20 protein-coding genes are annotated in these 23,404 nt (G+C 63.0%); 8 read left to right on the top strand and 12 right to left on the bottom strand.

Translation table 11 applies throughout. The features are described 5' to 3' along the window. Positions 1–58: 58 nt before the first annotated feature. Positions 59–817 carry a winged helix-turn-helix transcriptional regulator gene (locus ACSQ84_RS12665; RefSeq protein WP_436211980.1) on the bottom strand — a complete coding sequence of 253 codons (759 nt, stop codon included), beginning with the start codon at positions 815–817 and terminating at the stop codon, positions 59–61. 326 nt (positions 818–1,143) lie between these two features. Here ACSQ84_RS12665 and ACSQ84_RS12670 point away from each other — a divergent pair, with 326 nt between their 5' ends. Beyond that, a complete protein-coding gene (locus ACSQ84_RS12670) occupies positions 1,144–1,938 on the top strand; it encodes a class I SAM-dependent methyltransferase (protein ID WP_436211981.1) in 795 nt (264 codons plus the stop codon). Between the two features lie 89 nt (positions 1,939–2,027). Here the strand turns inward: ACSQ84_RS12670 and ACSQ84_RS12675 are convergent, their stop codons facing one another. The 7 genes from ACSQ84_RS12675 to ACSQ84_RS12705 form a co-directional block, all read right to left on the bottom strand. Then, a complete protein-coding gene (locus tag ACSQ84_RS12675; RefSeq protein WP_436211982.1) occupies positions 2,028–3,056 on the bottom strand; it encodes an ABC transporter ATP-binding protein in 1,029 nt (342 codons plus the stop codon). Further along, entirely contained in the window at positions 3,049–4,029 is a 981-nt protein-coding gene (locus ACSQ84_RS12680; RefSeq protein WP_436211983.1) for an ABC transporter ATP-binding protein, read from the bottom strand. Before ACSQ84_RS12680 ends, ACSQ84_RS12675 begins: the two co-directional genes overlap by 8 nt. After that, positions 4,026–4,847, bottom strand: coding sequence for an ABC transporter permease (locus ACSQ84_RS12685; protein ID WP_436211984.1), 822 nt, complete (start codon positions 4,845–4,847; stop codon positions 4,026–4,028). The genes ACSQ84_RS12680 and ACSQ84_RS12685 overlap by 4 nt, the downstream gene beginning before the upstream one ends. Before the next feature lie 61 nt (positions 4,848–4,908). After that, the gene (locus ACSQ84_RS12690; protein ID WP_436211985.1) at positions 4,909–5,844 is read right to left on the bottom strand and encodes an ABC transporter permease; all 936 of its coding nucleotides are present in this window, start codon (positions 5,842–5,844) and stop codon (positions 4,909–4,911) included. Between the two features lie 69 nt (positions 5,845–5,913). Then, on the bottom strand, positions 5,914–7,500 hold the full coding sequence (locus tag ACSQ84_RS12695) for an ABC transporter substrate-binding protein (RefSeq protein ID WP_436211986.1): 1,587 nt from the start codon (positions 7,498–7,500) through the stop codon (positions 5,914–5,916). Positions 7,501–7,698: 198 nt separating this feature from the next. After that, positions 7,699–7,992, bottom strand: coding sequence for a type II toxin-antitoxin system HicB family antitoxin (locus ACSQ84_RS12700; protein WP_436211987.1), 294 nt, complete (start codon positions 7,990–7,992; stop codon positions 7,699–7,701). A 225-nt stretch (positions 7,993–8,217) separates the two neighbouring features. Further along, a complete protein-coding gene (locus ACSQ84_RS12705) occupies positions 8,218–10,899 on the bottom strand; it encodes an ATP-dependent helicase (protein WP_436211988.1) in 2,682 nt (893 codons plus the stop codon). 283 nt (positions 10,900–11,182) lie between these two features. Here ACSQ84_RS12705 and ACSQ84_RS12710 point away from each other — a divergent pair, with 283 nt between their 5' ends. Continuing rightward, positions 11,183–11,356, top strand: coding sequence for a DUF1328 domain-containing protein (locus ACSQ84_RS12710; protein WP_436211989.1), 174 nt, complete (start codon positions 11,183–11,185; stop codon positions 11,354–11,356). Positions 11,357–11,578: 222 nt separating this feature from the next. Here the strand turns inward: ACSQ84_RS12710 and ACSQ84_RS12715 are convergent, their stop codons facing one another. Next, positions 11,579–12,064, bottom strand: a complete 486-nt coding sequence (locus tag ACSQ84_RS12715) for a thioesterase family protein (protein WP_436212278.1) — start codon at positions 12,062–12,064, stop codon at positions 11,579–11,581. 127 nt (positions 12,065–12,191) lie between these two features. On the opposite strand from ACSQ84_RS12715, the gene ACSQ84_RS12720 reads away from it, so the two are divergent. From ACSQ84_RS12720 to ACSQ84_RS12730, 3 genes are all read left to right on the top strand, one after another. Beyond that, positions 12,192–13,604 carry an FAD-binding oxidoreductase gene (locus tag ACSQ84_RS12720; RefSeq protein ID WP_436212279.1) on the top strand — a complete coding sequence of 471 codons (1,413 nt, stop codon included), beginning with the start codon at positions 12,192–12,194 and terminating at the stop codon, positions 13,602–13,604. A gap of 93 nt (positions 13,605–13,697) precedes the next feature. Next, a complete protein-coding gene (locus ACSQ84_RS12725; RefSeq protein WP_436211990.1) occupies positions 13,698–15,419 on the top strand; it encodes a SulP family inorganic anion transporter in 1,722 nt (573 codons plus the stop codon). 299 nt (positions 15,420–15,718) lie between these two features. Then, positions 15,719–16,525 carry a class I SAM-dependent methyltransferase gene (locus ACSQ84_RS12730; protein ID WP_436211991.1) on the top strand — a complete coding sequence of 269 codons (807 nt, stop codon included), beginning with the start codon at positions 15,719–15,721 and terminating at the stop codon, positions 16,523–16,525. A 222-nt stretch (positions 16,526–16,747) separates the two neighbouring features. Here the strand turns inward: ACSQ84_RS12730 and ACSQ84_RS12735 are convergent, their stop codons facing one another. Then, on the bottom strand, positions 16,748–17,602 hold the full coding sequence (locus ACSQ84_RS12735) for an aldo/keto reductase (RefSeq protein WP_436211992.1): 855 nt from the start codon (positions 17,600–17,602) through the stop codon (positions 16,748–16,750). Between the two features lie 430 nt (positions 17,603–18,032). Here ACSQ84_RS12735 and ACSQ84_RS12740 point away from each other — a divergent pair, with 430 nt between their 5' ends. From ACSQ84_RS12740 to ACSQ84_RS12750, 3 genes are all read left to right on the top strand, one after another. After that, positions 18,033–19,544 carry a CHAD domain-containing protein gene (locus ACSQ84_RS12740; RefSeq protein ID WP_436211993.1) on the top strand — a complete coding sequence of 504 codons (1,512 nt, stop codon included), beginning with the start codon at positions 18,033–18,035 and terminating at the stop codon, positions 19,542–19,544. 98 nt (positions 19,545–19,642) lie between these two features. Next, complete coding sequence (locus ACSQ84_RS12745) at positions 19,643–21,064, top strand: Spy/CpxP family protein refolding chaperone (protein ID WP_436211994.1); 1,422 nt, start codon at positions 19,643–19,645, stop codon at positions 21,062–21,064. A 168-nt stretch (positions 21,065–21,232) separates the two neighbouring features. Next, positions 21,233–21,619, top strand: a complete 387-nt coding sequence (locus ACSQ84_RS12750) for a hypothetical protein (RefSeq protein ID WP_436211995.1) — start codon at positions 21,233–21,235, stop codon at positions 21,617–21,619. Between the two features lie 8 nt (positions 21,620–21,627). Here the strand turns inward: ACSQ84_RS12750 and ACSQ84_RS12755 are convergent, their stop codons facing one another. Beyond that, a complete protein-coding gene (locus tag ACSQ84_RS12755; protein WP_436211996.1) occupies positions 21,628–22,608 on the bottom strand; it encodes a hypothetical protein in 981 nt (326 codons plus the stop codon). Next, positions 22,605–23,396 carry a creatininase family protein gene (locus ACSQ84_RS12760; RefSeq protein WP_436211997.1) on the bottom strand — a complete coding sequence of 264 codons (792 nt, stop codon included), beginning with the start codon at positions 23,394–23,396 and terminating at the stop codon, positions 22,605–22,607. The genes ACSQ84_RS12755 and ACSQ84_RS12760 overlap by 4 nt, the downstream gene beginning before the upstream one ends. Positions 23,397–23,404 lie beyond the last annotated feature (8 nt).

Consider the following 23,404-nt stretch of genomic DNA (forward strand, 5'->3'; position numbering starts at 1 on the left):
CAGCAGCGGACGGTCGAGCCTCGTGGTACGGGGGACTCTATTGGGCAGGCGGCGGCGATCACCGAACCGCTTTGTCGCTCTCAGCCTGCCGCTTCGATCGGCTGCGACTACCAGCACTTGGAATGTCTCGATTCGGCCTTTCTGATTTCACGTCGGCGAGTTTGGATCTGGCGAGCCAGCGCGGCAGCGCGGATCTGGCCGTTGCTTTGCCGATTGCTTCGAGCTTTCCCTTCCTGAGCGCGGCCTCGAGCGGAAGATCGCCGCGCCAGATGTAGATCATGTCGCGCAGGGTCGTAGTCAGGTAGAGATCAATTTCGAAACCGGGATCCTTGATGCACAATTGCGTCGCGCCGTTTCCGCCGACAAACCAGTAGTGCCGCCAGCGAGCAGGTCGCTCGCGGAATGTTAACTGCACGACCGAACGGCCACCCCCGAAGGCGTCAGGACGCGAGCCCCGCTCCATGGACCAGAGAAGAAGACCTGCATCGAGCTCGTGATCCATCAGCTCGCGCCGTGACCACCTTTGCCCCCAGGCGCCGAGCGCGTGCACCAGCGGCATGAGATCCTGCCCCGGCGTAGTGAGATGATAGGTCCAGCCGCGTCCGGATTCCGATCGACGCCGCTCGACCAGTCCTTCGGATTCAAGCTCCTTAAGTCGGCGTGACAGGAGGGTCGGGGAAGCCCGTGCGACGCCGCGCTGAAGTTCGGAAAAGCGTGAAACGCCCTTTCCCAAGTCGCGGATGATCAGCGGCGTCCACCGTTCGCAGAACAGCTCGGCCGCCTTGGAAATCGGACAAAACTGCCCATAGGTTCTCACTAGCCTGCTCCTTCTTGCCTGGTGAAGCCGAGCAAGGTCCTCTCCTGGAGGATACTACACTTTGTGGAGTATCCAAGAAGCTCCGCGTCTGCGCATGCTCGCACGCATCAGGCAAGTTTCTACGCGATGAGGCAAACGCATGGCGCCGGCATCTCCCCAGGCAGCCGGTGGGCAGATTCGAAAGCTCGATCACATCATCTACGCCACTCCCGACCTAAACCTCGGCATCGACAAGCTCGAGGAAGCGTTAGGATATCTGTCGGTCCAGGCGGGCCCGCGTAGCGTGCCCACGCGGCCGTGTGGAGTTGCGCTAACGGAGATTCGCCATGTCGACCTACAAGGCAAATGACGCTACCGGCTATCAGCAGAGCATGGGCCGGTGGAGTACCCGGCTCGCACCACTGTTCACACAGTTCGCCGCGATCCCTGATGCGATGCGCATTCTTGATGTCGGCTGCGGTACCGGGAGCTTGACCTTCACACTCGCGGACGAATTCCCGCACGCCTCCATTGTCGGGATTGATTATTCGCAAGACTTTGTCGATTACGCGCGATCGAAAGCGAACAATCCCCGCCTGCAATTCGAACAAGGAGACGCGGCTTCGCTACCTTACGGGGACGCCACATTCGACGCGGCCATGTCGCTGCTCGTCTTGAACTTTGTGCCTGCCGCAGAGCAAGCCGCTCGCGAGATGCGGCGCGTTACTAAGCCTGGCGGCGTGGTCGCGGCCGCCGTATGGGACTTCAAAGGAGGCCTCACTTTTCTGCGCGTACTGGCGGATACAGCCGCTGTCCTGGATCCAGGAGGAGAGGCGTTCCGTGCCAAGCAATTCTCTGCGCCGTTCACCGGTCCGGGCGAGTTTGCGGCCGCATGGTCCGACATGGGCTTGAAGGAGGTCGTGCAATCGTCGCTGACAATCCGCATGGACTTCGCATCATTTGCCGACTACTGGCTGCCTTGGCTGAGGGGTCAGGGCACGGTGGGTGCCTATGTGACTGGTCTGGATCAAAGCAAACGCGCCGTACTCGAGGAGTATATGCGCCGCGCCTATCTTTCTGGCTCAGACGACGGACCGCGCTCTTTCACGGCCAGCGCGTGGGCCGTCCGCGGGATTGTCTAGACGGCCGCGGGCATTTCGATCGCTCGATGCACATCTCGATATGTGAGCCGCGGACTCATGGCGTCGCGTGCCCGCCGTCTTTGGGGATCTCAGCTTTCGGGCGAGGCCAGCGCCGTCTGCCCCGCAATCTCGTCGGCGCGCCAGCACCGCACCGCGTGGCCGTCGGGACGCGTTTCGAGCGATGGCCGGGGCTCGCGCTGGCACACGGCTTCGGCGTAACGGCAGCGCGGACTGAACGCACATCCGTCCGGCGGATCGAGCGGATTGGGAAGCTCGCCCGGTATCGTCGCCAGCGGCGCGCGGCGCAGCGGGTCGGGAATCGCTGATATCAGGGTTTGCGTATACGGGTGCGCCGGCCGTTCGAAGATCTCGCGCCAGCCGCCGCTCTCTACAATGCGGCCGAGATACATCACGGCGACGCGGTCGCTCATGTGCTCGACCACGCCGAGGTCGTGGCTGATCATAATGTAGGAGAGGCCGAGCGTTTCCTTTAATTCCAGCAGCAGATTGATGATCTGGGCCCGGATGGAAACATCCAGCGCCGATACCGGTTCGTCACAGATGACAATTTTGGGATTGAGGATCAGTGCGCGGGCGATGCCGATGCGCTGGCGCTGGCCGCCGGAGAATTCATGCGGGTAGCGGTCGGCCTGTTCGGGCCGCAGGCCGACATGCCGAAGCATGGCCGCAACGCGTCCGTCGACCTCGCTCTTGGCCGTTACGCCGTGCAGACGCAGCGGGTCTTCCAGCGTGCGGCGAACGGTCTGGCGTGGATTGAGCGAGGCGTAGGGATCCTGAAACACGATCTGGACGATACGGGCCAATGATTTTCGATCGACCGATTGCCGGCCGGTCACGACCTGGCCGTCCAGCACGATGCGGCCTCGCGTCGGCGCCTGCAGGCCGAGGATCGAAAGCGCCAATGTCGACTTGCCGCATCCGGACTCGCCGACCAGACCGAGGCATTCGCCGCGCTTCAGTTCGAGATCGACCCCGTCGACCGCGCGCAACAGCCGCCGGCCGCCGCCCAGCAGGCCGCCGCCGACCGGAAAATGCACCGCGAGATCCTCCACACGGAGGATGACATCGTCGCCGGGCCTCGCCGCAGGTTCATGCATGGTGATGGCACCTGACCAGCCCGCCCGCACCGAGCCATGTCGTCTCCGGCTCGGTGGTCCGGCAAATGTCGGTCGCGTGCGCGCAGCGCGGATGGAACCGGCAACCGTGCGGGAAATCCGTGATCGCCGGCACGACGCCCGCGATCTCCGTCAGCCGCGTCCGGCCAAGGGCGGCGCGAGTTCCCAGCCGCGGCAGCGAGTCGACCAGCCCTTGCGTATAGGGATGCGAGCTGGCGCGGAAGATATCGTCCGAGCCGCGTTCCTCGACGATGCGGCCGGCATACATCACGGCGACGCGGCGGCAGACATTGGCGACCAGGCCGAGATCATGGCTGATCATCAGAATGGCGGTGCCTCGCTCGGCGCATAAATTCCGCATCAGCTCGATGATCTCGGCCTGCACGGTGACGTCGAGCGCGGTGGTCGGCTCGTCGGCGATCAGAAGGTCCGGGCCGCAGGCGAGTGCGATGGCGATCATCACGCGCTGGCGCATGCCGCCCGAGAGCTGGTGCGGGTAATCCTTCACCCGCCGCTCGGGGGCGGGGACGCGGACGCTGGCCAGCGCCTCGACCGCCAACCGGTCGGCTTCCCGCCAGTCCTTGCCCTGGTGGAGCACGAACATCTCGGCGATCTGCCGGCCGACCGGCGAGACCGGATTGAGCGCCGTCATTGGCTCCTGGAAGATCATGGCGATGCGATTGCCGCGCAAGCTCCGTTGCTCGGCCGCCGGAAGGTTCTGGATCTGGCGCCCGTCAAACCGGATGGCGCCGGCGCCGATCGAAAGCGGGTCGCGCAACAGGCCGATCAAGGCGAGCGCCGTAATGCTCTTGCCGCAGCCGGATTCGCCGACCAGCCCAAAAGTCTCGCCACGGTCGATGCGGAATGAAACGCCCTCGACCGCCGCAACATGGCGGGATCGATAGTTGAGATCGATGCGCAGGTCCTCGACTTCGATCAGGGGAGGTGTCGTCATGTGCGCCGGCTCCGCGACTGTGGGTCGAGAACGTCACGCAAGCCATCGCCGAGCAAATTGAGGCCGAGCACCGTCAGGAAGATCGCAAGGCCGGGAAAGATCGAGAGCCACGGCGCCGTCGTGATCTGGTCGCGCGCCTCCGACAGCATGCTGCCCCAGCTCGGATAGGGCGGGCGGACGCCGAGGCCAAGGAACGAAAGTGCGGCTTCGGCCAGTATCGCGCTGCCCATACCGAGCGTGCCGATGACGATGATCGGGCCGACCATGTTCGGCAGCAGCTGCGTGATCATGATGCGCAAATCGCCGTAGCCGAGCACCCGTGCCGCCTGCACATAGCCCTGGCTCTTGAGCGACAGCGTCGACGCCCGCGCGATCCGGCAGGTGAAGGACCAGTTGGTCAAACCGAGCGCGATCAGCAGGCTGGTCAGCCCGGGTCCGAGGACCGCCATGATGGCCAGCGCGAAGATCAGCGAGGGGATCGCGAGCATGAGATTGGTCAGCCCATTAACGAAATCGTCCCACCAGCCGCCCCAATAGCCGGCGGTCAAGCCCAGTGTCACGCCGATGACGCTGTTGACGAGCTGCGAGACGATGCCGACCGTCAGCGAGATGCGCGCGCCGTGCACGACGCGTGAATAGATATCGCGGCCCTGCGCGTCGGTGCCGAACCACCAGGTCCAGCTCGGCGGCTCCTCCGCATTCATGAGGTTGGCATCCATCACCGGATCGGTATGCGCCAGCCACGGCGCGAGCAGGCCGACGACGATCGCCAGCGCGAACAATGCCCCGCCGATGATGAAATTGGCGCCGAGCCTCATCGCAGCCGCCCCGCCGCGGCAGGCGCTACAGTCAGTAGAGCGTGATCGATCAAGCCGGCACTCATGCGTATCTGATCCTGGGATCGATCACGGCATAGAGCAGGTCGATCATTGTATTGATCGTCAGAAAGAACAGCACCACCACGAGGATGGAACCCTGGACGGCAGGAAGGTCGCGCTGCAGGACACTGTCGACCAGCAGCGAGCCGATGCCCGGCCAGGAGAACAGTTTCTCGACGACGACCGCCTGTCCCATCAAGGCGCCGAATTGCAGGCCGATCGTGGTGAGGATGAGGACCAGCGCATTGCGCATCACGTGCCACTTCACGACCCGGGTCTCGCTCATGCCCTTCGAGCGCGCGGTGCGGACAAAATCCGCGGTCATGATCTCGAGCACCGCGGCGCGCGTCGTCCGTGCCAGCAGCGCCATCGGCGAGACACCGAGGGTCACGGCTGGCAGGATCAGGTATTTGAGCCCGCCGTCGCCATAGCCGAAACTCGGCAGCCAGCCGAGTTTCAACGCAAAAAGGTACATTAGCAGCAGCCCGAGCCAGAATTTGGCCATTGAAAGCCCCGACACCGCCACGACCATCGAGAGCGTGTCGACGATGCCGCCCGGCCGCAGCGCCGCGACGAAACCGAGCGGTACGCCAATCGCGATCGCAAACGTCATCGATGCGAAAATCAATTGCAGCGTCGGCCACGCCCGTTTGGCGAGCATGGTGGTGACCGGCTCGCGGGTCCGGAACGACGTTCCGAAATCGCCGGTCGCAAGCTTGGCAATGTAGGAACTGAACCTGATATAGACGGGATCGTCGAGGCCGAGCTGCTTTTTCATGCGCTCCACGACCTGCGGGTCGGTCGGACCGCGGCCGTCATCGTTCATGCTCGATACGATGCTGCCCGGAACGACGCTGAACAGCACGAAGATCACCAGCACGACAGCCAGCACGGTCGGAACGGTTTGCAGGATTCGGCGGATCGCGAACGAGAGCATCAGACCTGTTCCTCCCTTCCTCCATCATGTTGCGATGCAGGGAGGGCGAGAGCGCGCGTCACTTGTATCTCACTTGGCGGGCGAGGTCTGATCGACCCACAGGTCTTCGACGTTCTGGTGGGTCAGTTCGGTCGCGTTCAGCTGAATTCCCTTGAGCCAGGGCTGCACCGCCATGACCGCCTTGTTGTAGTTGAAGAACCACACCGGCGCCTCTTCATAGAGCAGCGCATTGGCCTTTTGCAGCAGCTGGACGCGCTTGGCGGCGTCGTCGGTCTGCCCGGCCTCATCGATCAGCTTGTCGAAGTCCGCGTTCTTGAAGCTGGTGTAGTTGCAGGCCGATTGCGGCGTCGCCGAGTGGAAGCATTTCAGGGCTGCCTGGGGATCCGGGCCGGTCGCCTGCGAATAGATGAAGGCCTGGAACTCGCCCTTGCGCGCGACCTCCGCCAGCACCGCGGTCTCGACCTGCTTGACCTTCACCTTGATGCCCACCCGGTCCAGCATCGGGATGATGGCCTCGACGATCGGCAGACCCCAGCTTTCATTCTGGCTCGCCGTCCATTCGAATTCAAAGCCGGCGGGATAGCCCGCGTCTGCGAGCAACTGCTTGGCTTTTGCGGGATCGAAGGCGTAGGGCTTCATGGTCTTGTCGAAAGCGGGTGAGGTCAAAGGCAGCCAGCTTGCGGCACGATAGGCCTTGTTCTTCACGAGTTTGCTGATGATCAGATCGGCATCGATCGCATGGTTGATGGCCTGCCGCACCCGCTTGTCGGCGAACGGCTTGAAGGCGGGATTCATCCCCATGTAGCGCGTAAAGACCTCGGCGACTTCGACGATGGTGCCCTTGAGGGCTGGGTCGGCCTGATAGGCGACATACTGCGCTGGGCCCAGCACCGAGGTGTCGATTTCCTTGTTGCGGAAGGCGACATCGCGCGCCGCGGCTTCGCCCATGAGCGAGACGATCATCTTGTCGGCATACGGCTTGCCGGATTTGTAGAACCTGTCCCAGCGTTCCAGAACGACGCGCGATCCCGGCACGTGCTCGACAAACTTGAATGGCCCAAGGCCGATCGGTTTCTGGATGAAGCCGTCCTTCGCGGCCTCGTCGGCGGGATAGATCGAGGTTATCGCGTTGAAGAAGTAGAAGCCCGGATCGACCTTCTCGGTCAGCTTCATTTCCAGCGTGAAATCGTCGATTTTCTTCAGGCCGGAGATTTCCTTGGCTTTGCCCTTCTCGACCTCGGACGCGCCCTCGATCAGGCGGACAAAGCGCGCGCCGGGATAGGCCTTGGTGCCGTCCATGATGCGGTTGTAGGTCCAGATGATGTCGTCGGCCGTCATCTTGCGGCCATGGTGGAAGTAAGCGTCGTCGCGCAGCTTGAAGGTATGAACAAGGCCGCCGCCCGAGACGGTGTGTTCCTTGGCAAGCTCCAGAACCGGCTTGCCGTCGGCGGAGTTCCAGATGTAGAGCGAGCGATGCAGGCCCTTGGCGACGATCTCGTCCTGGGCGCGCTGGGTCGTCAGAATGTCCATGCTGGTGAAACTCGAGCCGTAGGGCGCCGTCATCCTGATGACGCCTCCCTTGCGCGGTGTCTGGGCCTCCGCCGTGGCTGACAGTGCCAGTCCCAAACCAGCCACGATCGCAATCTTCTTGAACATGGTGTTTTCTCCAACCGTGCAGCAGCATTCCGGTCCGAGAGTTGATCACCCGCGGCATATCGAGCGCAAGGTCCTCGTTTCGTGTAAATGGATTTTCGGCTCGTGCTGGGTTCGCAAAGGCGGTCCCGGAAACCAGCGCCGAAGCCATCACTACGCGAGAAATCTCGGGAATAACCGCCGAAGCCCGGAACGACGCAGCTATTCCGCGGCGTGGGCGCGAGCAGGATATTCGACGAACGCGACCACCGCGTCTTTCGCGTCCTCAAGAAATTCGGGGTTATTGCGCAATTCGTCGATGGTGCTCGGGGCTTTGAAGCCGAGCGAGCCGTTAGGGTTGGTCCAATCCTCCGCAGCAAATTGCAGGACTTCGCGCGCCTGTTGCATCGCTTCGTCGACGGTGTCTCCGGCGGTAAACACACCGGGAATATCAGGGAATGACACGCCGTAACAGCTGTCCGAGTCTTTATGGATCAATGCGATGTAATGCGGCATCGCGAACTCCTAATCCTAGATGATGACATTAGGTCGGAGAGGCATGCTCGCACTATCTCCCGTCATCCTGAGGTGCTCGCCGTCTTCGGCGAGCCTCGAAGGATGAGCACGGCCCGTGGCACATCCTTCGAGGCTCGCTGCGCTCGCTCCTCAGGACGACGGGAATGCTGGTTGAACCCAATGCCATCACGCTCCAGCCGCGGCCAGACCCGGTCAAATATGCGCTCACACCCGCTCGACAAAACTGTCGACCACCTTCTTCTCGCCGGCCTTCTCGAAGGCGATGGTGAGCTTGTTGCCGTCGACCTTCACCACGTTGCCGTAGCCGAATTTCTGGTGGAAGACGCGGTCGTCGAGCGCGAACTCCGAAACGGTGCCGGTGGATTTGGCGACCAGTTCACCCTCGATCACCATCGGCCCGCGCTTGGCGCGGGAGAAGCCGCCGGCGTTACCGCGCGAACCTGAACTATCGCCGCGCAAATCCGAAAATGGCGACTGGCTTTCCTCAAAACCGTCGCGGGTCTGGCCGTGACGGCCGCCTTGATTGTTACGCGCGCGATTGGCCTGCGCGCGCTGCCAGCCCGGCGTGGTGTAGCTGGAGCCGAACGATTCCACATTGTCGAAGCGCGAGGCGCCGTAGCCGCCGGCACCGCCCCAGCCCGAGCCGCCCTTGGACTCCGTGATCTCGACATTGTCAGCCGGCAATTCGTCGAGGAAGCGCGACGGGATCGTGGTCGACCAGGTGCCGTGAATGCGGCGGTTGGTGGCGAAATATAATTTGGCGCGGCGGCGGGCGCGGGTCAGCCCGACATGGGCGAGGCGACGCTCTTCTTCCAGACCGGCGCGGCCCTGTTCGTCGAGCGTGCGCTGGCTCGGAAACAGGCCTTCCTCCCAGCCGGGCAGGAACACGTTGTCGAATTCCAGCCCCTTGGCGGAATGCAGCGTCATCAGCGACACCGCCTGCTCCTCGGGTCCGGTATCGCGGTCCATCACCAGCGAGATATGTTCGAGAAAGCCCTGCAGGTTCTCGAACTCCTCCATCGAGCGCACCAGTTCCTTGAGGTTATCGAGCCGTCCGGCGGCGTCCGCGGAGCGGTCCTTCTGCCACATCTCGGTATAGCCGCTCTCGTCGAGCACGATCTCGGCCAGCACGGTATGCGCGGTCACCTCGCGCTGGGCGCGCCAGCGGTCGAAATGCAGGATGAGATCGCGCAAGGACCCGCGCGCCTTCGGCTTCAACTCGTCGGTCTCGACCACGGCGCGGGCGGCCTCGAACAGCGGAATGCGGCGCTTGCGGGCGTGGTCGTGCAGCATCTGCACGGTGGCGTCGCCGAGCCCGCGCTTGGGCACGTTAACGATGCGCTCGAAGGCGAGATCATCCGCCGGCGAATTGATCACGCGCAAATAAGCCAGCGCGTCGCGGATTTCGGCGCGCTCATAGAACCTCGGGCCGCCGATCACGCGATAGGGCAGGCCGAGGGTGACGAAACGATCTTCGAATTCGCGCATCTGGAACGAGGCCCGCACCAGGATCGCGACCTCGTTGAGATTGTCGCCGGCGCGCTGCAGCTGCTCGATCTCCTCGCCGATGGCGCGGGCTTCCTCTTCCGAATCCCAGGAGCCGGTCACCGTGACCTTCTCGCCGTCGACATCCTCGGTGCGCAGCGTCTTGCCCAGCCGGCCTTCATTATGCGCGATCAGATGCGAGGCGGCGGCGAGGATATGGCCGGTGGAGCGGTAATTGCGTTCGAGGCGGATGACCTTGGCGCCGGGAAAATCGTGCTCGAAGCGCAGGATGTTGTCGACCTCGGCGCCGCGCCAGCCATAGATCGACTGGTCGTCGTCGCCGACGCAGCAGATGTTTTTGAGAGGCGAGGAGGGGGCGACATTTCTCTCGTCATTCCGGGGCGCATCGAAAGGTGCGAACCCGGAATCTCGAGATGAGTCCTCTTTATCTCGAGGTTCCGGGTTCGCATCTTCGATGCGCCCCGGAACGACGGGAGAGTCTACGCGCCCCGGAATGACGGGCGAGGGGATGACGGGAGAGTCGAGCGCCCCCGGAACGACGGACGATAGCGGCACGCCCGGCTTGCTCGGCGCCTGCGACAATAGCCGCAGCCACAGATACTGCGCGACGTTGGTGTCCTGATATTCGTCGACCAGGATGAACTTGAACCGGCTCTGGTATTGCCGGAGCACGTCGGGGTGCTCGCGGAACAGGCGGATGTTCTCCAGCAACAGATCGCCGAAATCGGCGGCGTTGAGGATTTTCAGCCGCTCCTGGTAGCTGGCGTAGAGCTTGCCGCCCTTGCCATTGCCGAACACGGCGGCTTCGCCTGATGGCACCTGCGCCGGCGTCAGGCCGCGGTTCTTCCAGCCGTCGATCAGCCCGGCCAGCATCCGCGCCGGCCAGCGCTTGTCGTCGATGTTCTCGGCCTGCAGCAACTGCTTCAGCAGCCGGACCTGGTCGTCGACGTCGAGCACCGTGAAATTGGATTTCAGCTGCACCAGCTCGGCGTGGATGCGCAGGATGCGGCCGCCGATCGAGTGGAAGGTGCCGAGCCATGGCATGCCTTCGACGGCCTGGCCGAGCATCTGGCCGAGCCGCAGCTTCATCTCGCGCGCGGCCTTGTTGGTGAAGGTCACGGACAGGATTTCGTGCGGCCGTGCCCGGCCCTGGCTCAGGATATGCGCGATACGCGTGGTCAGCACGCGCGTCTTGCCGGTGCCGGCGCCGGCCAGCACCAGCACCGGGCCGTCCAGCGTCACGACAGCGTCGCGCTGCTCGGGATTGAGCCCGGTGAGGTATTGCGGGGCCGCCGTGGCGCGCGCGCGCGCGGCGATGCCGCCAGCCGCGGGCTGGTGCTCGGGAACGCCGTGATGGGGCAATTTGCTCGGCTCGGTCATGCGAATCGTCTTCTTCCCACGATGGCACCGCGGGGCGCTGAAGGGGAGCCTTCATAGCAGGGATTAAAGGCCATATAGGGCCTGTTCGGCCGTTTTGACAGGTTTTATCCGGCGTTATCCCGGGAGGCCGTTTTGCGCCGGCCGCGCGCGATTTTGTTCCACCCGATCGGCAAATTTCCCGGTTTCGCGCCCAGGAACCATCGCTTTCGGCCCGGATTGTTTTGGCATGAGCGGGCGCGATGGCTTTTAGCCGCGCCGATCGCAACCAATCAGAGGTCTGACCATGCTGAGCTGGGTCGTTACGTTTCTGGTCATCGCGTTGATCGCGGGTATTCTGGGCTTCGGCGGCATCGCCGGCGCCTCCGTCGAAATCGCCAAGGCGATCTTCTTCATCGCCATCATCCTGTTCCTGATCTCGGCGGTGGTCGGCGTGGTGCGCGGACGAACGCGGGTGTAGATTCTGCACTGTCTGCCGTCATCCCCGGACGAACGCATTTGCGTTCGCTCGGGAGGTGCGCTCGGCGGCGCAATTGCGCCGCTGGCTTGCGCGCCTCGAAGGATGAGTACGGCCCGTGGCCCATCCTTCGAGGCTCGCCCAGCGGTGCAAGTGCACCGCAAGGCTCGCGCCTCCAGCGACAATGGCGAAGCCATTGCGCGGGGATGACGGTCGCATGCAGCGCTACTTCGGGGGCATCGCCACCTTCCGGCCGGTGCCCTCGGGGCGTGGGACGGCCGCATGTGAATCCACCACCGCCTGAATGCGGGCGCGGATGTCGGGCGGAAATGGTGCAGCCTTTCGCGCGTTCATGTCGATGTGGATGGTCATGTTCTCCGAGGTCGCGGAGATCCAGCCCTCGGTGGCGTGGCGCAGTTCCTCGAAGGTGTGAATGCGCTTGTCGTCGGCGGCGAGCAGATAGACCGTGACCTGCACGGGATCGCCGAGATGAATCTCGCGCAGGTACCGCACATGGCATTCGGCGGTGAAGCTCGAGCCTTGGCGCTCCTTCATGTAGCCGGGGCCCATGCCAAGCTGCAGCCACATCTCGTCGATCGCGCGGTCCATCATGACGTTGTAGTAGGCCATGTTGAGATGGCCGTTGTAGTCGATCCATGGCGGCTCGATCTGCATCACGGACGACAAAAATGGCGCAGGCGGTAGCGGCATTTCGGATAGTCTATCCTTGGCGGCTGAAGCTGATGTCATCATCCATCCCTGTTTGGCCGATCGCTCTTGACCCCCCATATATCCTTTGCCACGGTCGGCTGAAAGCCAGGAGGAATTTTGCGTGGCGATGACGATATCGGGCAATGAGAAGCGGCCGGAGCCGCAGGCGCTGGCGAGCGCGATCGAGGCGCTGGCGGCGCGGTTCGGCAACCGCCTGATCACCTCGCAGGCGGTGCGCGAACAGCATGGCCATACCACCACCTGGCTGCCGACCCAGCCGCCCGATGCGGTCGTGATGGCGCAGGAAACCGCCGATATCCAGGACGTGGTGCGGATCTGCGCCAGGCATACCGTTCCCGTGATCGCGTTCGGCACCGGAACCTCGCTGGAGGGGCAGGTCAATGCGCCCGCCGGCGGCGTCTGCATTGATCTCCACGACATGAACAAGGTGCTGGAAGTCCACGCCGACGACCTCGATTGCGTGATCCAGCCCGGCGTCACCCGCAAGGCGCTCAACGAGCATTTGCGCGACCAGGGCGTGTTCTTCCCGATCGATCCCGGCGCCGATGCCTCGCTCGGCGGCATGGCCTCGACGCGCGCATCGGGCACCAACGCGGTACGCTACGGCACCATGCGCGACAACGTGCTGGCGCTCAAAGTCGTGCGCGGCGACGGCGAGATCATCACCACAGGCACGCGGGCCAAGAAATCCGCCGCCGGCTATGACCTGACGCATCTGTTCGTCGGCGCCGAGGGTACGCTCGGCATCATCTCCGAACTCACGATCAAGCTGCGCGGCATTCCCGAGACGATCGCGGCGGCCGCCTGTTCGTTCGAGACCGTGCGCGGCGCCTGCCAAGCTACCATCCTGGCAATCCAGACCGGGATTCCCGTCGCGCGCATCGAACTGCTCAACGCCGAGCAGGTGCGCGCCTGCAATTCCTATTCGAAACTGACGTTGCCGGAGACGCCGCTGCTGCTGCTGGAATTCCATGGCAGCGCCAACGAGGTCGCGGAGCAGTCGAAGAACTTCAAGGAGATCGCCGGCGAATGCGGCGGCGGCGATTTCACCTGGACCACCAAGCCGGAAGATCGGACCAAACTCTGGCAGGCGCGGCACGACGCCTATTGGTCGGTAAAGGCGCTGCGCCCCGGCGCCGGCGTGGTCGCGACCGATGTCTGCGTGCCGATTTCGCGGCTGGCCGATTGCGTCACCGAGACCGAGGAGGATCTGAAGCGGCTCAACCTGCTGTCGCCGATCGTCGGCCATGTCGGCGACGGCAATTTCCACTGCTCGCTGGTCTGCGACGTCGACAATGCCGACGAGATGGCCCGCGGCGAGGATTTCATGCATCGGCTGGTCGAGCGCGCGCAGGCAATGGGCGGCACCTGCACCGGCGAGCACGGCATCGGCCAGGGCAAGCAGAAATACCTGAAGGCCGAGCTCGGCGACGAGGCGATCGACGCCATGCGCGCGCTGAAAAAGGCGCTCGATCCGCAAAACATCTTCAATCCCGGGAAAATCGTGCCGGCAGCCTAGACAGGATTGATAGCTAAGCCAATCGCGCCGACGCATGACGTACGGCGTTCGAGCCCGGCCAACGAGCCCGACCGGGCTTGAGAGTGACAGGCCATGGATCATTGGACCCGCTGGCTGCCAGGTCTCGACACCCTCCGTCGATATGACATGGGATGGCTTCCGCACGATATATTCGCTGGGCTCGTGCTGTCGGCCATGCTGGTCCCGGTCGGCATTGCCTACGCGGAGGCCTCGGGCTTGCCCGGCATCTACGGTCTGTACTCAACGATCGTACCGCTGCTCGTCTACGCATTGTTCGGCCCTAGCCGCATCCTCGTCCTCGGACCGGACTCGGCTCTGGCAGCCATCATCCTTGGCGTTGTCGTTCCGTTGTCGGGTGGCGATCCCGTCCGTGCCGCAACCCTGGCCGCCATGTTGGCAATCGTTTCCGGGACGGTATGCATTCTGGCAGGCGTCGCCCGCCTGGGCTTTGTGACCGAGCTTCTCTCCAAGCCGATACGCTACGGCTACATCAATGGAATTGCATTAATCGTATTGATCACCCAACTGCCAAAGCTGTTCGGCTTCTCGATCGAGAGCGAAGGATCCTTGCGCAGCTTGTGGGCGATCGCCAGCGCGATCCTTGATGGCAAGACCAACTGGGTAGCCTTCGGGATCGGGCTCGGCACGTTGACGGTTATCCTCCTGCTCCAGAAATACAAGCGGCTGCCAGACATTCTGATTGCCGTCGTCGGGGCAACGGCCGCCGTCGCCGCGCTGGATCTTGCGCCGCGTTACGGCGTGACAGTTCTGGGTCCCCTTGCGCAGGGTCTGCCGGGTTTCGCCGTTCCCTGGATCGGTCCCGGCGACATATTCCCGGTGCTGATCGGCGGTTGCGCCATCGCGATGGTATCTTTTGCTGACACCAGCGTGCTTTCGCGGGCCTATGCCGCGCGATTGGGCGCCAAGGTCGATCCCAACCAGGAGATGGTCGGGCTCGGCGCCGCCAATCTGGTGACCGGTTTTTTTCAAGGTTTCCCGGTCAGCAGCAGCGGGTCGCGCACGCCTGTCGCAGAAGCCGCCGGCGCCCGCACGCAACTGACCTGCATCGTGGGTGCGCTTGCCATCGCTTTTTTTCTGCTGGTGGCCCCGAACCTCCTTCAGTATTTGCCCAATGCTGCATTGGCCGCCGTCGTCATCGCCGCCGCCATCGGCTTGATCGAGGTCACCGACCTCAAGCGCATCTACCGGATTCAGCCGTGGGAGTTCTGGCTATCGATCGTCTGCTTTGTCGGCGTCGCCGCGCTCGGCGTGATTCCGGGAATAGGTCTGGCAATCGCCCTCGCCATTGCCGAGTTTCTATGGGGCGGGTGGCGCCCGCACTCCGCCGTGCTGGGCCGCGCCGACGGCGTGAAAGGCTATCACGACATCACGAGATATCCGGATGCACGCCAGATCCCCGGGCTGGTTCTGTTTCGGTGGGATGCGCCGCTGTTCTTCGCCAACGCTGAATTTTTCAAGGCGCGCGCTCTGGACGCGGTGGCGAAATCGCCGACGCCGGTACGCTGGCTGGTCGTTGCGGCGGAGCCGGTCACCAGCGTGGACGTCACCGCCGGCGACACGCTCGCCGAACTGGACGAGGCGTTGCACGCACAGGATATCGAGCTTTGTTTTGCCGAACTCAAGGATCCCGTAAAGGACAAGCTGAAGAAGTTCGGATTATTGGCGCAGCTCGGCGAGCGTAACTTTTTCCCAACCATCGGGGTGGCCGTTTCCCGCTACCTGGAAATCCATGATGTCGAGTGGGAGGACTGGGAGGACCAGGCCAAGCCTTAGGAGCCAGCGTGCCGGGTTTGGCAGGTGGGCTCAAGATGGCCGGCTCGGGAGCGCTTTGGTCGCGATGCGCCCGAAAGCGGACGCGTTACGCTCACTTTGGGTTTTGTCGTTCGTGACCCATAACGGAAGTCGACGCTTCATGCGCGGGGGAAGTATTCCATCGGATTCGGACTTTTCACACAGTCTGGGCCCGGAGCGGACCTTGAAGGTCTCGTTGGACGCCGGGTATTGTTTCGATGTTCACTAGTCACCACGCCGAATGGTACTAAGCTGCGGCGATTGGGCAATCGAGGAGAGCCATGTCCTCCAATTTCATTGCAAAGGGCGCTGATGGTTACGATCAGTACATGGGGAGATGGAGCAAGCGTTTGGCTCCCCTTTTTCTGGACTTCGCTGGCGTTGCAGACGGCGAGCGCATCATAGATGTCGGATGTGGAACCGGGAGCCTAACGTTCCTGATCCCTGAGCGAGCCAATGTTGCGACCATCGAAGCCATCGACTTCGAACCACAGTTCGTCGAAGCGCTTCTACAGCGCAACACCGATCAGCGGATATCCGCACGGCAAGGTGACGCCTGTTCGATACCCTTCGGTGAAAACCATTTCGATCGCGCTATGTCGATGCTCGTTCTGCATTTTGTACCGACACCCGAACGGGCGATAGCCGAAATGCTTCGCGTTGTGCGGCCGGGTGGGATTATAGCGGCCACAGTCTGGGATACATTTGGCGGCATGCCTAGCCAGCGAATGTTCTGGGATACAATCGCTGCAATTGAGCCCACCGCGCTTGTCAGGCGCGATCCCGCTCTTGTGAGACCGATGACCTTTCCGGGCGAAATGGCCCGGGGCTTCACGGCCGTCGGCCTTGAAAACGTCGCCGAGCAGATCCTGACTATCCGAATGGATTTTGCGAGTTTCGACGACTATTGGTTTCCGCTCATCAATGGCCAAGGCACGTTAGCAGCTTTCCTTTCATCGCTACCCCAAGGCACTCCAGAGCGAGTGCAGGCCGCTGTTCGCAAGGCCTATCTGTCCGGTCAGCCAGACGGGCCGCGAAGTTTTGTAAGTGCGGCTTGGGCCGTTAAAGGAACGGTGCCTACTCGATAGGGTGTACCGCCTCTGGGTGAGCCTGCTGGCGGAGCCATGTCGCCCTTTGGCACGAACCGGACCGACTGGGCCGGCGCAGCAATGTCCGCTGTTCGAGGCAAAGCGGAAGCCGGCGTGTCGTGGTCGTCAGGACTGCTTTGACCCAAAACAGACGTCACTGACGCAAGCGGATGTCGACTACTGGCCCGATCATCGGACGGCGCGACTTACATGGCCGTGCCTTCATCCCAAGTCGTCAAGGTCTTCCGGATCAAGCTTGAGGCCGGCCGCAAGCAAATTATCCTCCAGATGATCGATGGATCGAGTGCCCGGGATTGGCAGCATAACAGGTGATTTAGCGAGCAACCATGCAAGGGACAGGGCAGCGTGCGTGAGACCGCGACGCGAGGCGACTTCCTTTATCCTCTGTGCCCTCAGGCCGCGCTTCCCACCCAGGGGATACCAGGGCAGAAAAGCAATTCCGAGACGCTCGCAGGCGGCGAGTACTTCTTCGCTGGTTCGGTTTCGCAGATTGTATTCGTTCTGAACCGACACGATTGGTGTGATGGAGCGCGCCACCTCGAGCTGGGCGACCGTAACGTTCGAGACGCCTATATGGCGAATTTTGCCCAGGCGCTGCAGATCAGCCAGCGTTCCAACCGACTCTGTGAAGGGTACATTGGGGTCAGGCGCATGGAATTGGTACAAATCAATGCGATCCAGCCGCAAGCGCTGCAAACTGCCTTCAATTGCCCGCCGCAAATGGTCGGGGCGACCGTCCGGGACCCAGGATCCGCGGTTTGGTCTCACCAAGCCGCCTTTCGTGGCAATAACCAAACCCGGCGGGTAGGGATACAGCGCCTGCGATATCAATGACTCATTCGCTTCGGGGCCATAACTATCAGCCGTGTCAATAAAATTAACGCCCAGCTCGACCGCTCGATGCAGAACCCGATTGACGTGCTGTCGATCCCTTGGTCGTCCCCAGGCATAATCTCCGCACAGCCGCATCGCGCCGAAGCCCAATCGGTTGACCGTCAGGTCGCCGAGGTCAATCGTTCCGGCAAGCGCGGCACCTGTGTGGGATAACTGTTTCATCCGCAACTCCGTCTCGTCGCAGCCGCACCGTACACGCCCCGCACTCTTAGAGGAGAATTCGCCTTTGCCAACGGTGCCGCGCGCAAACTCTTTCGGGCGACATTGCACGTCAAGCGAGAGACAAGCATAAGCGGTGAGCCTTTGCCGGTCTTTACCGCCACAGGAGCTGCATCTACACTGGCCGAAATTGCAATTTCTGGAGTGCACTGCCCCAATCGCATTCAAGCGAGATGTGCGCTTTTGGCCTTTCAACGCGGACGCGGAAATGCGCGGTACGTAATTTGCTGCGGCGCAGAAGCCAGACGCGCGATCCGCACCGGCAGAGTTCCGCAGGTTAATTTTTGATCGCCAGGGCATCCTCGAACATTCCCTTGAATTATCTAATATCTCGACGGCTATTCGAATCTGAACGGCTTGCCGGAGCGTTTCGATGGGTGTTGAGACCGAACTGAAATTCCGCGTCCCAGCGCGCGGGCTGCGGGGCCTTGCTCGGGGAAAAATTCCCGGCGGCATGACCAAAGCCTGCGAGGAGAGCAAACAGGTTTCAACCTACTTTGATACCGCAAAGCACAAACTCAGAAGATACGGGCTTGCGTTGCGCGTCCGGCAAATCGGCGACAAGCATATTCAAACGATCAAGAGCGCTGCGGGAGCACAATTCGGCCGGGGGGAATGGGAAACAGAGATCGAGGGCAATGCGCCCGACCTCAAGAAGGTCGACGGAACGCCGCTCGAACCACTCGCGTCGAAAAAATTGCGGGGCAAGCTCAAGCCGATCTTCAAGACTTCGGTTCATCGCGTGACCCTCCCGGTCCGCTCGCGGAGCAGCGAGATCGAACTGGCGGTTGACCGGGGCCGCCTGATCGCGGGACGCCGTTCAAGCCCGATTGAAGAATTGGAATTGGAACTAAAAACGGGCCGTCCGGCCGATCTGTTCCGGCTCGCAAAATTCGTCGGGAAAAAAATCGGTGCTGAACTCTATTTCAGAACCAAGTCAGAGCGCGGCTATGAGCTTGCAAGCGGCAAGAATGGCCAGGTCGTCTTCGCGGAATCCATCGAATTGCAGGATGACATGACCGCCGAGGAGGGATTCCGAGTTATCGCCCGCTCGGCTGTCCGGCATTTTGCTGCGAATGCGGACGCGGTGCGCATGCTTGATCCCGAGGGTATCCATCAGATGAGAGTGGGGTTGCGCCGTTTGCGGGCGGCGATTTCCCTGTTCTCTGATGTGCTTTCCGAAGCGCGCACCGAGAAGATCAAGTCGGAGCTGAGGTGGCTGACAAGCGAACTCGCGCCGGCGCGCGAAATCGACGTCTTCGTCAAGGAAAGGATAAGCCAGGCGGTGCGGGACATTGTCCCGCGCCGGGCTGGCAAGGCGATCGAGACGGAGTTTGCCGCAAGACGGGCCAAAGCGCTTGAGCGCGCGAGCGAAGCCGTCGGGTCGGCGCGCTGCCGGGCGCTTCTTGTCGACGTGCTGGAGTGGATCGAGGAAAGACACAGGGGCGGGCGGAAAGATACGACCACCCCCATCGGAACGTTCGCGGCGGAGATACTCCGCCGCCGTGTCAAAAAACTGCTCAAGCAGGGACGCGACCTTGGGAAGCTGTCCGCGCGCGAACGTCACAGGTTTCGCATCAGGGTCAAGAAGGTCAGGTATGCGGTCGAATTTTTTGAAAGCCTTTTCCCCGGCAAGCGCGAGCACAAGCAAATCGCGCGTCTCTCCAGACATCTGAAAAACATCCAGGATGCCTTGGGATCACTCAACGATTTCGCTGCACATCGGAAGATGGCGGCGGAAGTTGCCCTGAAGTCCCCTCGGAAGGATCGGCGCGTCCGTGCCTTTGCATCCGGCATCGTTCTTGGGCGAGAGGATGAGGCGGTCAGGCCCCTCATGAAGGCTGCAGTCAAGGAAGTGCGCGCACTGCAGGCAGACGCCTTCTAAAGCGTGATGACTGCGGAGGCGTCGCAGGGGAACTTTTGCTCCCGGTCGGCGTCTGTCTGATGCCGCAACCTCGGCGAGGTGGCGCGAGGGAGCATGCCATGTTCAAGCCGGCAATCGGAATCGTGGTGCTCGTTCTGGCGACCCTGCTTTCGGGCATGGCAATCGGCAAGGGCGGAGGTCATGGCGGTGGCCACGGCGGTGGTCATGGGGGCGGCCGCGGTCACGGCGGCGGCCACGGGCATTTCGGCGGGCATCACGGTCATTCCGGTGGCCACCATGGCGGCGGCAAGTTCGCCATCGCCCGTTCGTCGAGGGACCATTTTCGCGGCCATCCTTTTGCCGGGCGGCACGGCCCGAATCCCGGCCAGATCCGAAACGCCTCGATACGGTCGGGAAACGTCCGCAACGCGATGAATTCGCTGTCGCGCGCCGGCGGATCCCGCGCCGGACGCCTGCTCAGCAACCCCATGGCGCGCGGCCAGATCGCGGCCGGGTTTGCCGTCGCAGGCTGGCATCACGGCCGCGGCGGAAGCGGGTGGTGGCAACACGGCAACGGCGGCTATGGATGGGTTGGTCCGCTGTTCTGGCCGTTCGCCTATCACGACATCTACGATTACACGATCTGGGGAGACCGCGTCGGGTTCTGGGATTACGGCTATCCCGATATTTACGCCGGAATATTTTCGCCCTACGGCTTCGATGACCTGGAGCGCTATCTGGCGCCGCGTCCGTCCGGCCGCAGGAATCGCGGGCTTCCTCCGTTGGCGCAAATGTGCGGCGATGACAGCCGCGCCATCGCCGGCGTGCCGATCGACCAGATCCAGCTCACGGTACAGCCGAACGATGCGCAATTTGCCGCGCTCGACGAACTCGGCAACGCATCGATCGCGGCCGCGCAGAACATTCGCAGCGCGTGCCCGTCGCACGTCGTGTTGACGGCGCCGGGCCGGCTCGGCGCCATGCAGCAGCGGATCGAGGCGATGATCTCGGCGGTCGCCACGGTGCGGCCGCCGCTGGAGAAATTCTATGGCATGCTGGACGACGAACAGAAGGCGAGGTTCAACGCGCTCGCCGAAGAGCAGCGCAGGGTAGCCGTGCCCGACCATGCGAAGCGGCGATCCGCCAAACGAACTGCTCGAGCAACTGCTCAAGCAACGCCTCAATCAACGCCTCAAGCAACTGCTCAAGGTGCCGCTGAAGGCTGCGGCGCGGCGCAGTCCGCCGCTTTGGCCTGGCCGACCGGCGAGATCGAGGCGAGGCTGCAGCCGAACGACACCCAGCGCGCCGCCCTGCAGGTGCTTCAGGACACCAGCGCCGAGGCCGACGAGATGCTGAAGGCCGCCTGTCAGCCGGACGAGCTGATGACGCCTCCGGCGCGGTTCGCCGCCATCGCCAAGCGGCTCGACACCATGCTGCAGGCCGTCAAGCAGGTGCGCGCCGCGCTTGAGGATTTTTACGCCACGCTGAACGACGAGCAGAAGGCGCAGTTCGAGGCGATCGGCCCCAGGCGGTCGGCGTAGATCGTCGCCCGAAACCATGGAGGCCGGCTGCACGCCACAAACAACGAACCGGATTTTCGAACCTCTGTTGCCGGAATGTCACCACCGATTGATTTTCCCGGATGAGAATGCCGCCACCGATCGCACGATCGCATTGTTTGTCTTGCAAACGCGCTGGCTGCTGATTCCATGCAATGGTTCAAAAAGGACGCACCCAAGGAGATCTGGGACGAGCCCATCGAGGAGCCAATCGGTGATATCCAGGCCGCGCACAGGATACGGGCGATCTGCCGTTCTGCCGCCAGCAGCGCGGAAAAGATCGGCGCTTCTGCGGACCGTTCGCAGGCGAAAATCGAGTCCGAAGTAGAACGTTATGAGCGCGCGGCGAAGGTCGCTATGGAAATCGCCATGAAGATTTCCGATGGTCTGTTGCGTGACGCGGCTGTGCGCCAGATCGTCGAGCTCTGCCTCAAGGCCAATCACACCACCACTGCGCGAACGCTGTTTCGCGCCATCCAGTCCAAATTGATCAGCGACGACGTGCTGAAAGAGCATCCTTTGCTGGGCACGGCGTAGCAGCCCCGCTATTTCGCGCGCGGTGCAGTGATCGCCTTGCGGATGGCGGCGAGCGGCGCAGCGTCGTCGAATTCGAGGTTTTCGCCGTGCGGCTTCAGCCCGAGATCGCGCCAGAGGCCGGCGAGATCCGGCGTCACCGGTTTTGGTCCCATCTCGCCGTGAAGCCGGGTCAGCACATCGACGCCGACGGCGTTGTCGGCGGTGGAGAGGATGCGGTCGATCGACCAGGCCTTTTCGTGGTTGCCGCCGGCGGCGAGGACGCCGCGCATGGCGTCCTGCAAGCCAAGCCGGTTGTCGGTCCGTTTGCGGATTTCGATATCGGCGAGCAGGCAGAACAGCGCGCCGCCCCAATATTTGCGGCCCCAGGTGTCGGTGTTGTCGAGGCCCTGGTCGCCGGCCTGCGGCAGGCCCTTGGGCATGTCGCGCATCATCGCCTGCCAGATCTCCGCCGCGGTGAGATCGCCGGCCTGCACCCGTGCGACCGGCTCGACATAGACCGCAAGACCTTCCGACAGCCAGGTATAGCGATAATTCAGGTCGGGCAGGGCGGTGTGCACCATCTCGTGCACCATGACCCAGTCGCGCCGCAAGACGTCCTCGGTGGAGTCGCGGCCGAGCGGGATGCGGATCGCGGCGCCGCGATAGCCCCAGGTCGTGCCGCCGCGGATCCGGGCGCCGTCGACCGGCACCAGCAGCAGCCGCAGCTGTTCGACGGGAAACCGGCCGTAATAGGCCGCGACCGCCTTCGCCGACATCCGGACCCAGTCGAGCACCTTTTCCCGTGGCAGCGTCATCTCGCCGGGCGCGAAACTGACATGGATGGTGCTGCCTGCGATTTCGAGATCGGTCTTCGGCATGCGGTCGAACGCGTCATAGGGCATCCGGTCGCCGCGCATAAATTCCGATTGCGCATCGGCGCGGAACGAGATGGCGCCGGCCAGCATGGCGCCGGCCACGATGATCCTGCTGACGCCGCCGATGTTTTTCATCGCGACACGCTGCGGGTCATGCCGGATCGTGGTTGCGCGGCAGCTGCTTCAGTCACGAACGCGGCGACCTGTTCCCGGAGATCGTCGAGCATCGCTGCCAGCAGGATCTCGCCCTTGGCCAATGTCGCGAGGGTGGGATCGCCAAAGCTGCCGGAGCGGCTGTAATTCGGCGAGTTCACATCCAGCGGCGTCAGGGGGCCGGGCGCCTCCTGCCCAATGGCCGGGCTCGGTTCGGCGCGCGCCATCTCGACGAGATGCGGCGCCAGCGCCAGCATCAACGAGGTCTCGAGTTCGTCGGCATGGCTGCCATGGTTTTGCTCGGCCAGCCGCTCGGCGGCCTGGCGATAGCGCGGTCCGTCATGGATCCGCAGATGCATGACCTTGCCGGCATCGAGCCGCGCCAGCGCGCGTTCGACCGGTGCCAGCGTGCTGATCCCGGTGTCGAGCACGAACAGCTTTCGGCAACCGTCGGCGAGAATGCCTTGCGCGATCTCGTGCACCACGGCTTCGAAGGTGGCGCTCGAAAGGCTGCTGCTGCCGGCATAGGCGACGAAGGCCGGATAGTGTCCGTAACTTAGCGTCGGCCAGATCAGCGCGTCGAACCGCCCGGCGAGCTGGCTGGCGAGCCATTCGGCCTGGATGCGATCGGTGTTGAGCGGGAGGTGGAAACCATGCTGCTTGGCCGCCGCACCGATCGGCAATATCGCCGCCGCCCCGTTGCCGATGTGCCGCGCGACTTCGTCCCACCTCATGCGCTCGATAAAATGGCGATCGGTGTCGGTGCCCATGGTGCGGG

Source organism: Bradyrhizobium sp. LjRoot220 (assembly GCF_964252915.1).
GTDB lineage: Bacteria > Pseudomonadota > Alphaproteobacteria > Rhizobiales > Xanthobacteraceae > Bradyrhizobium.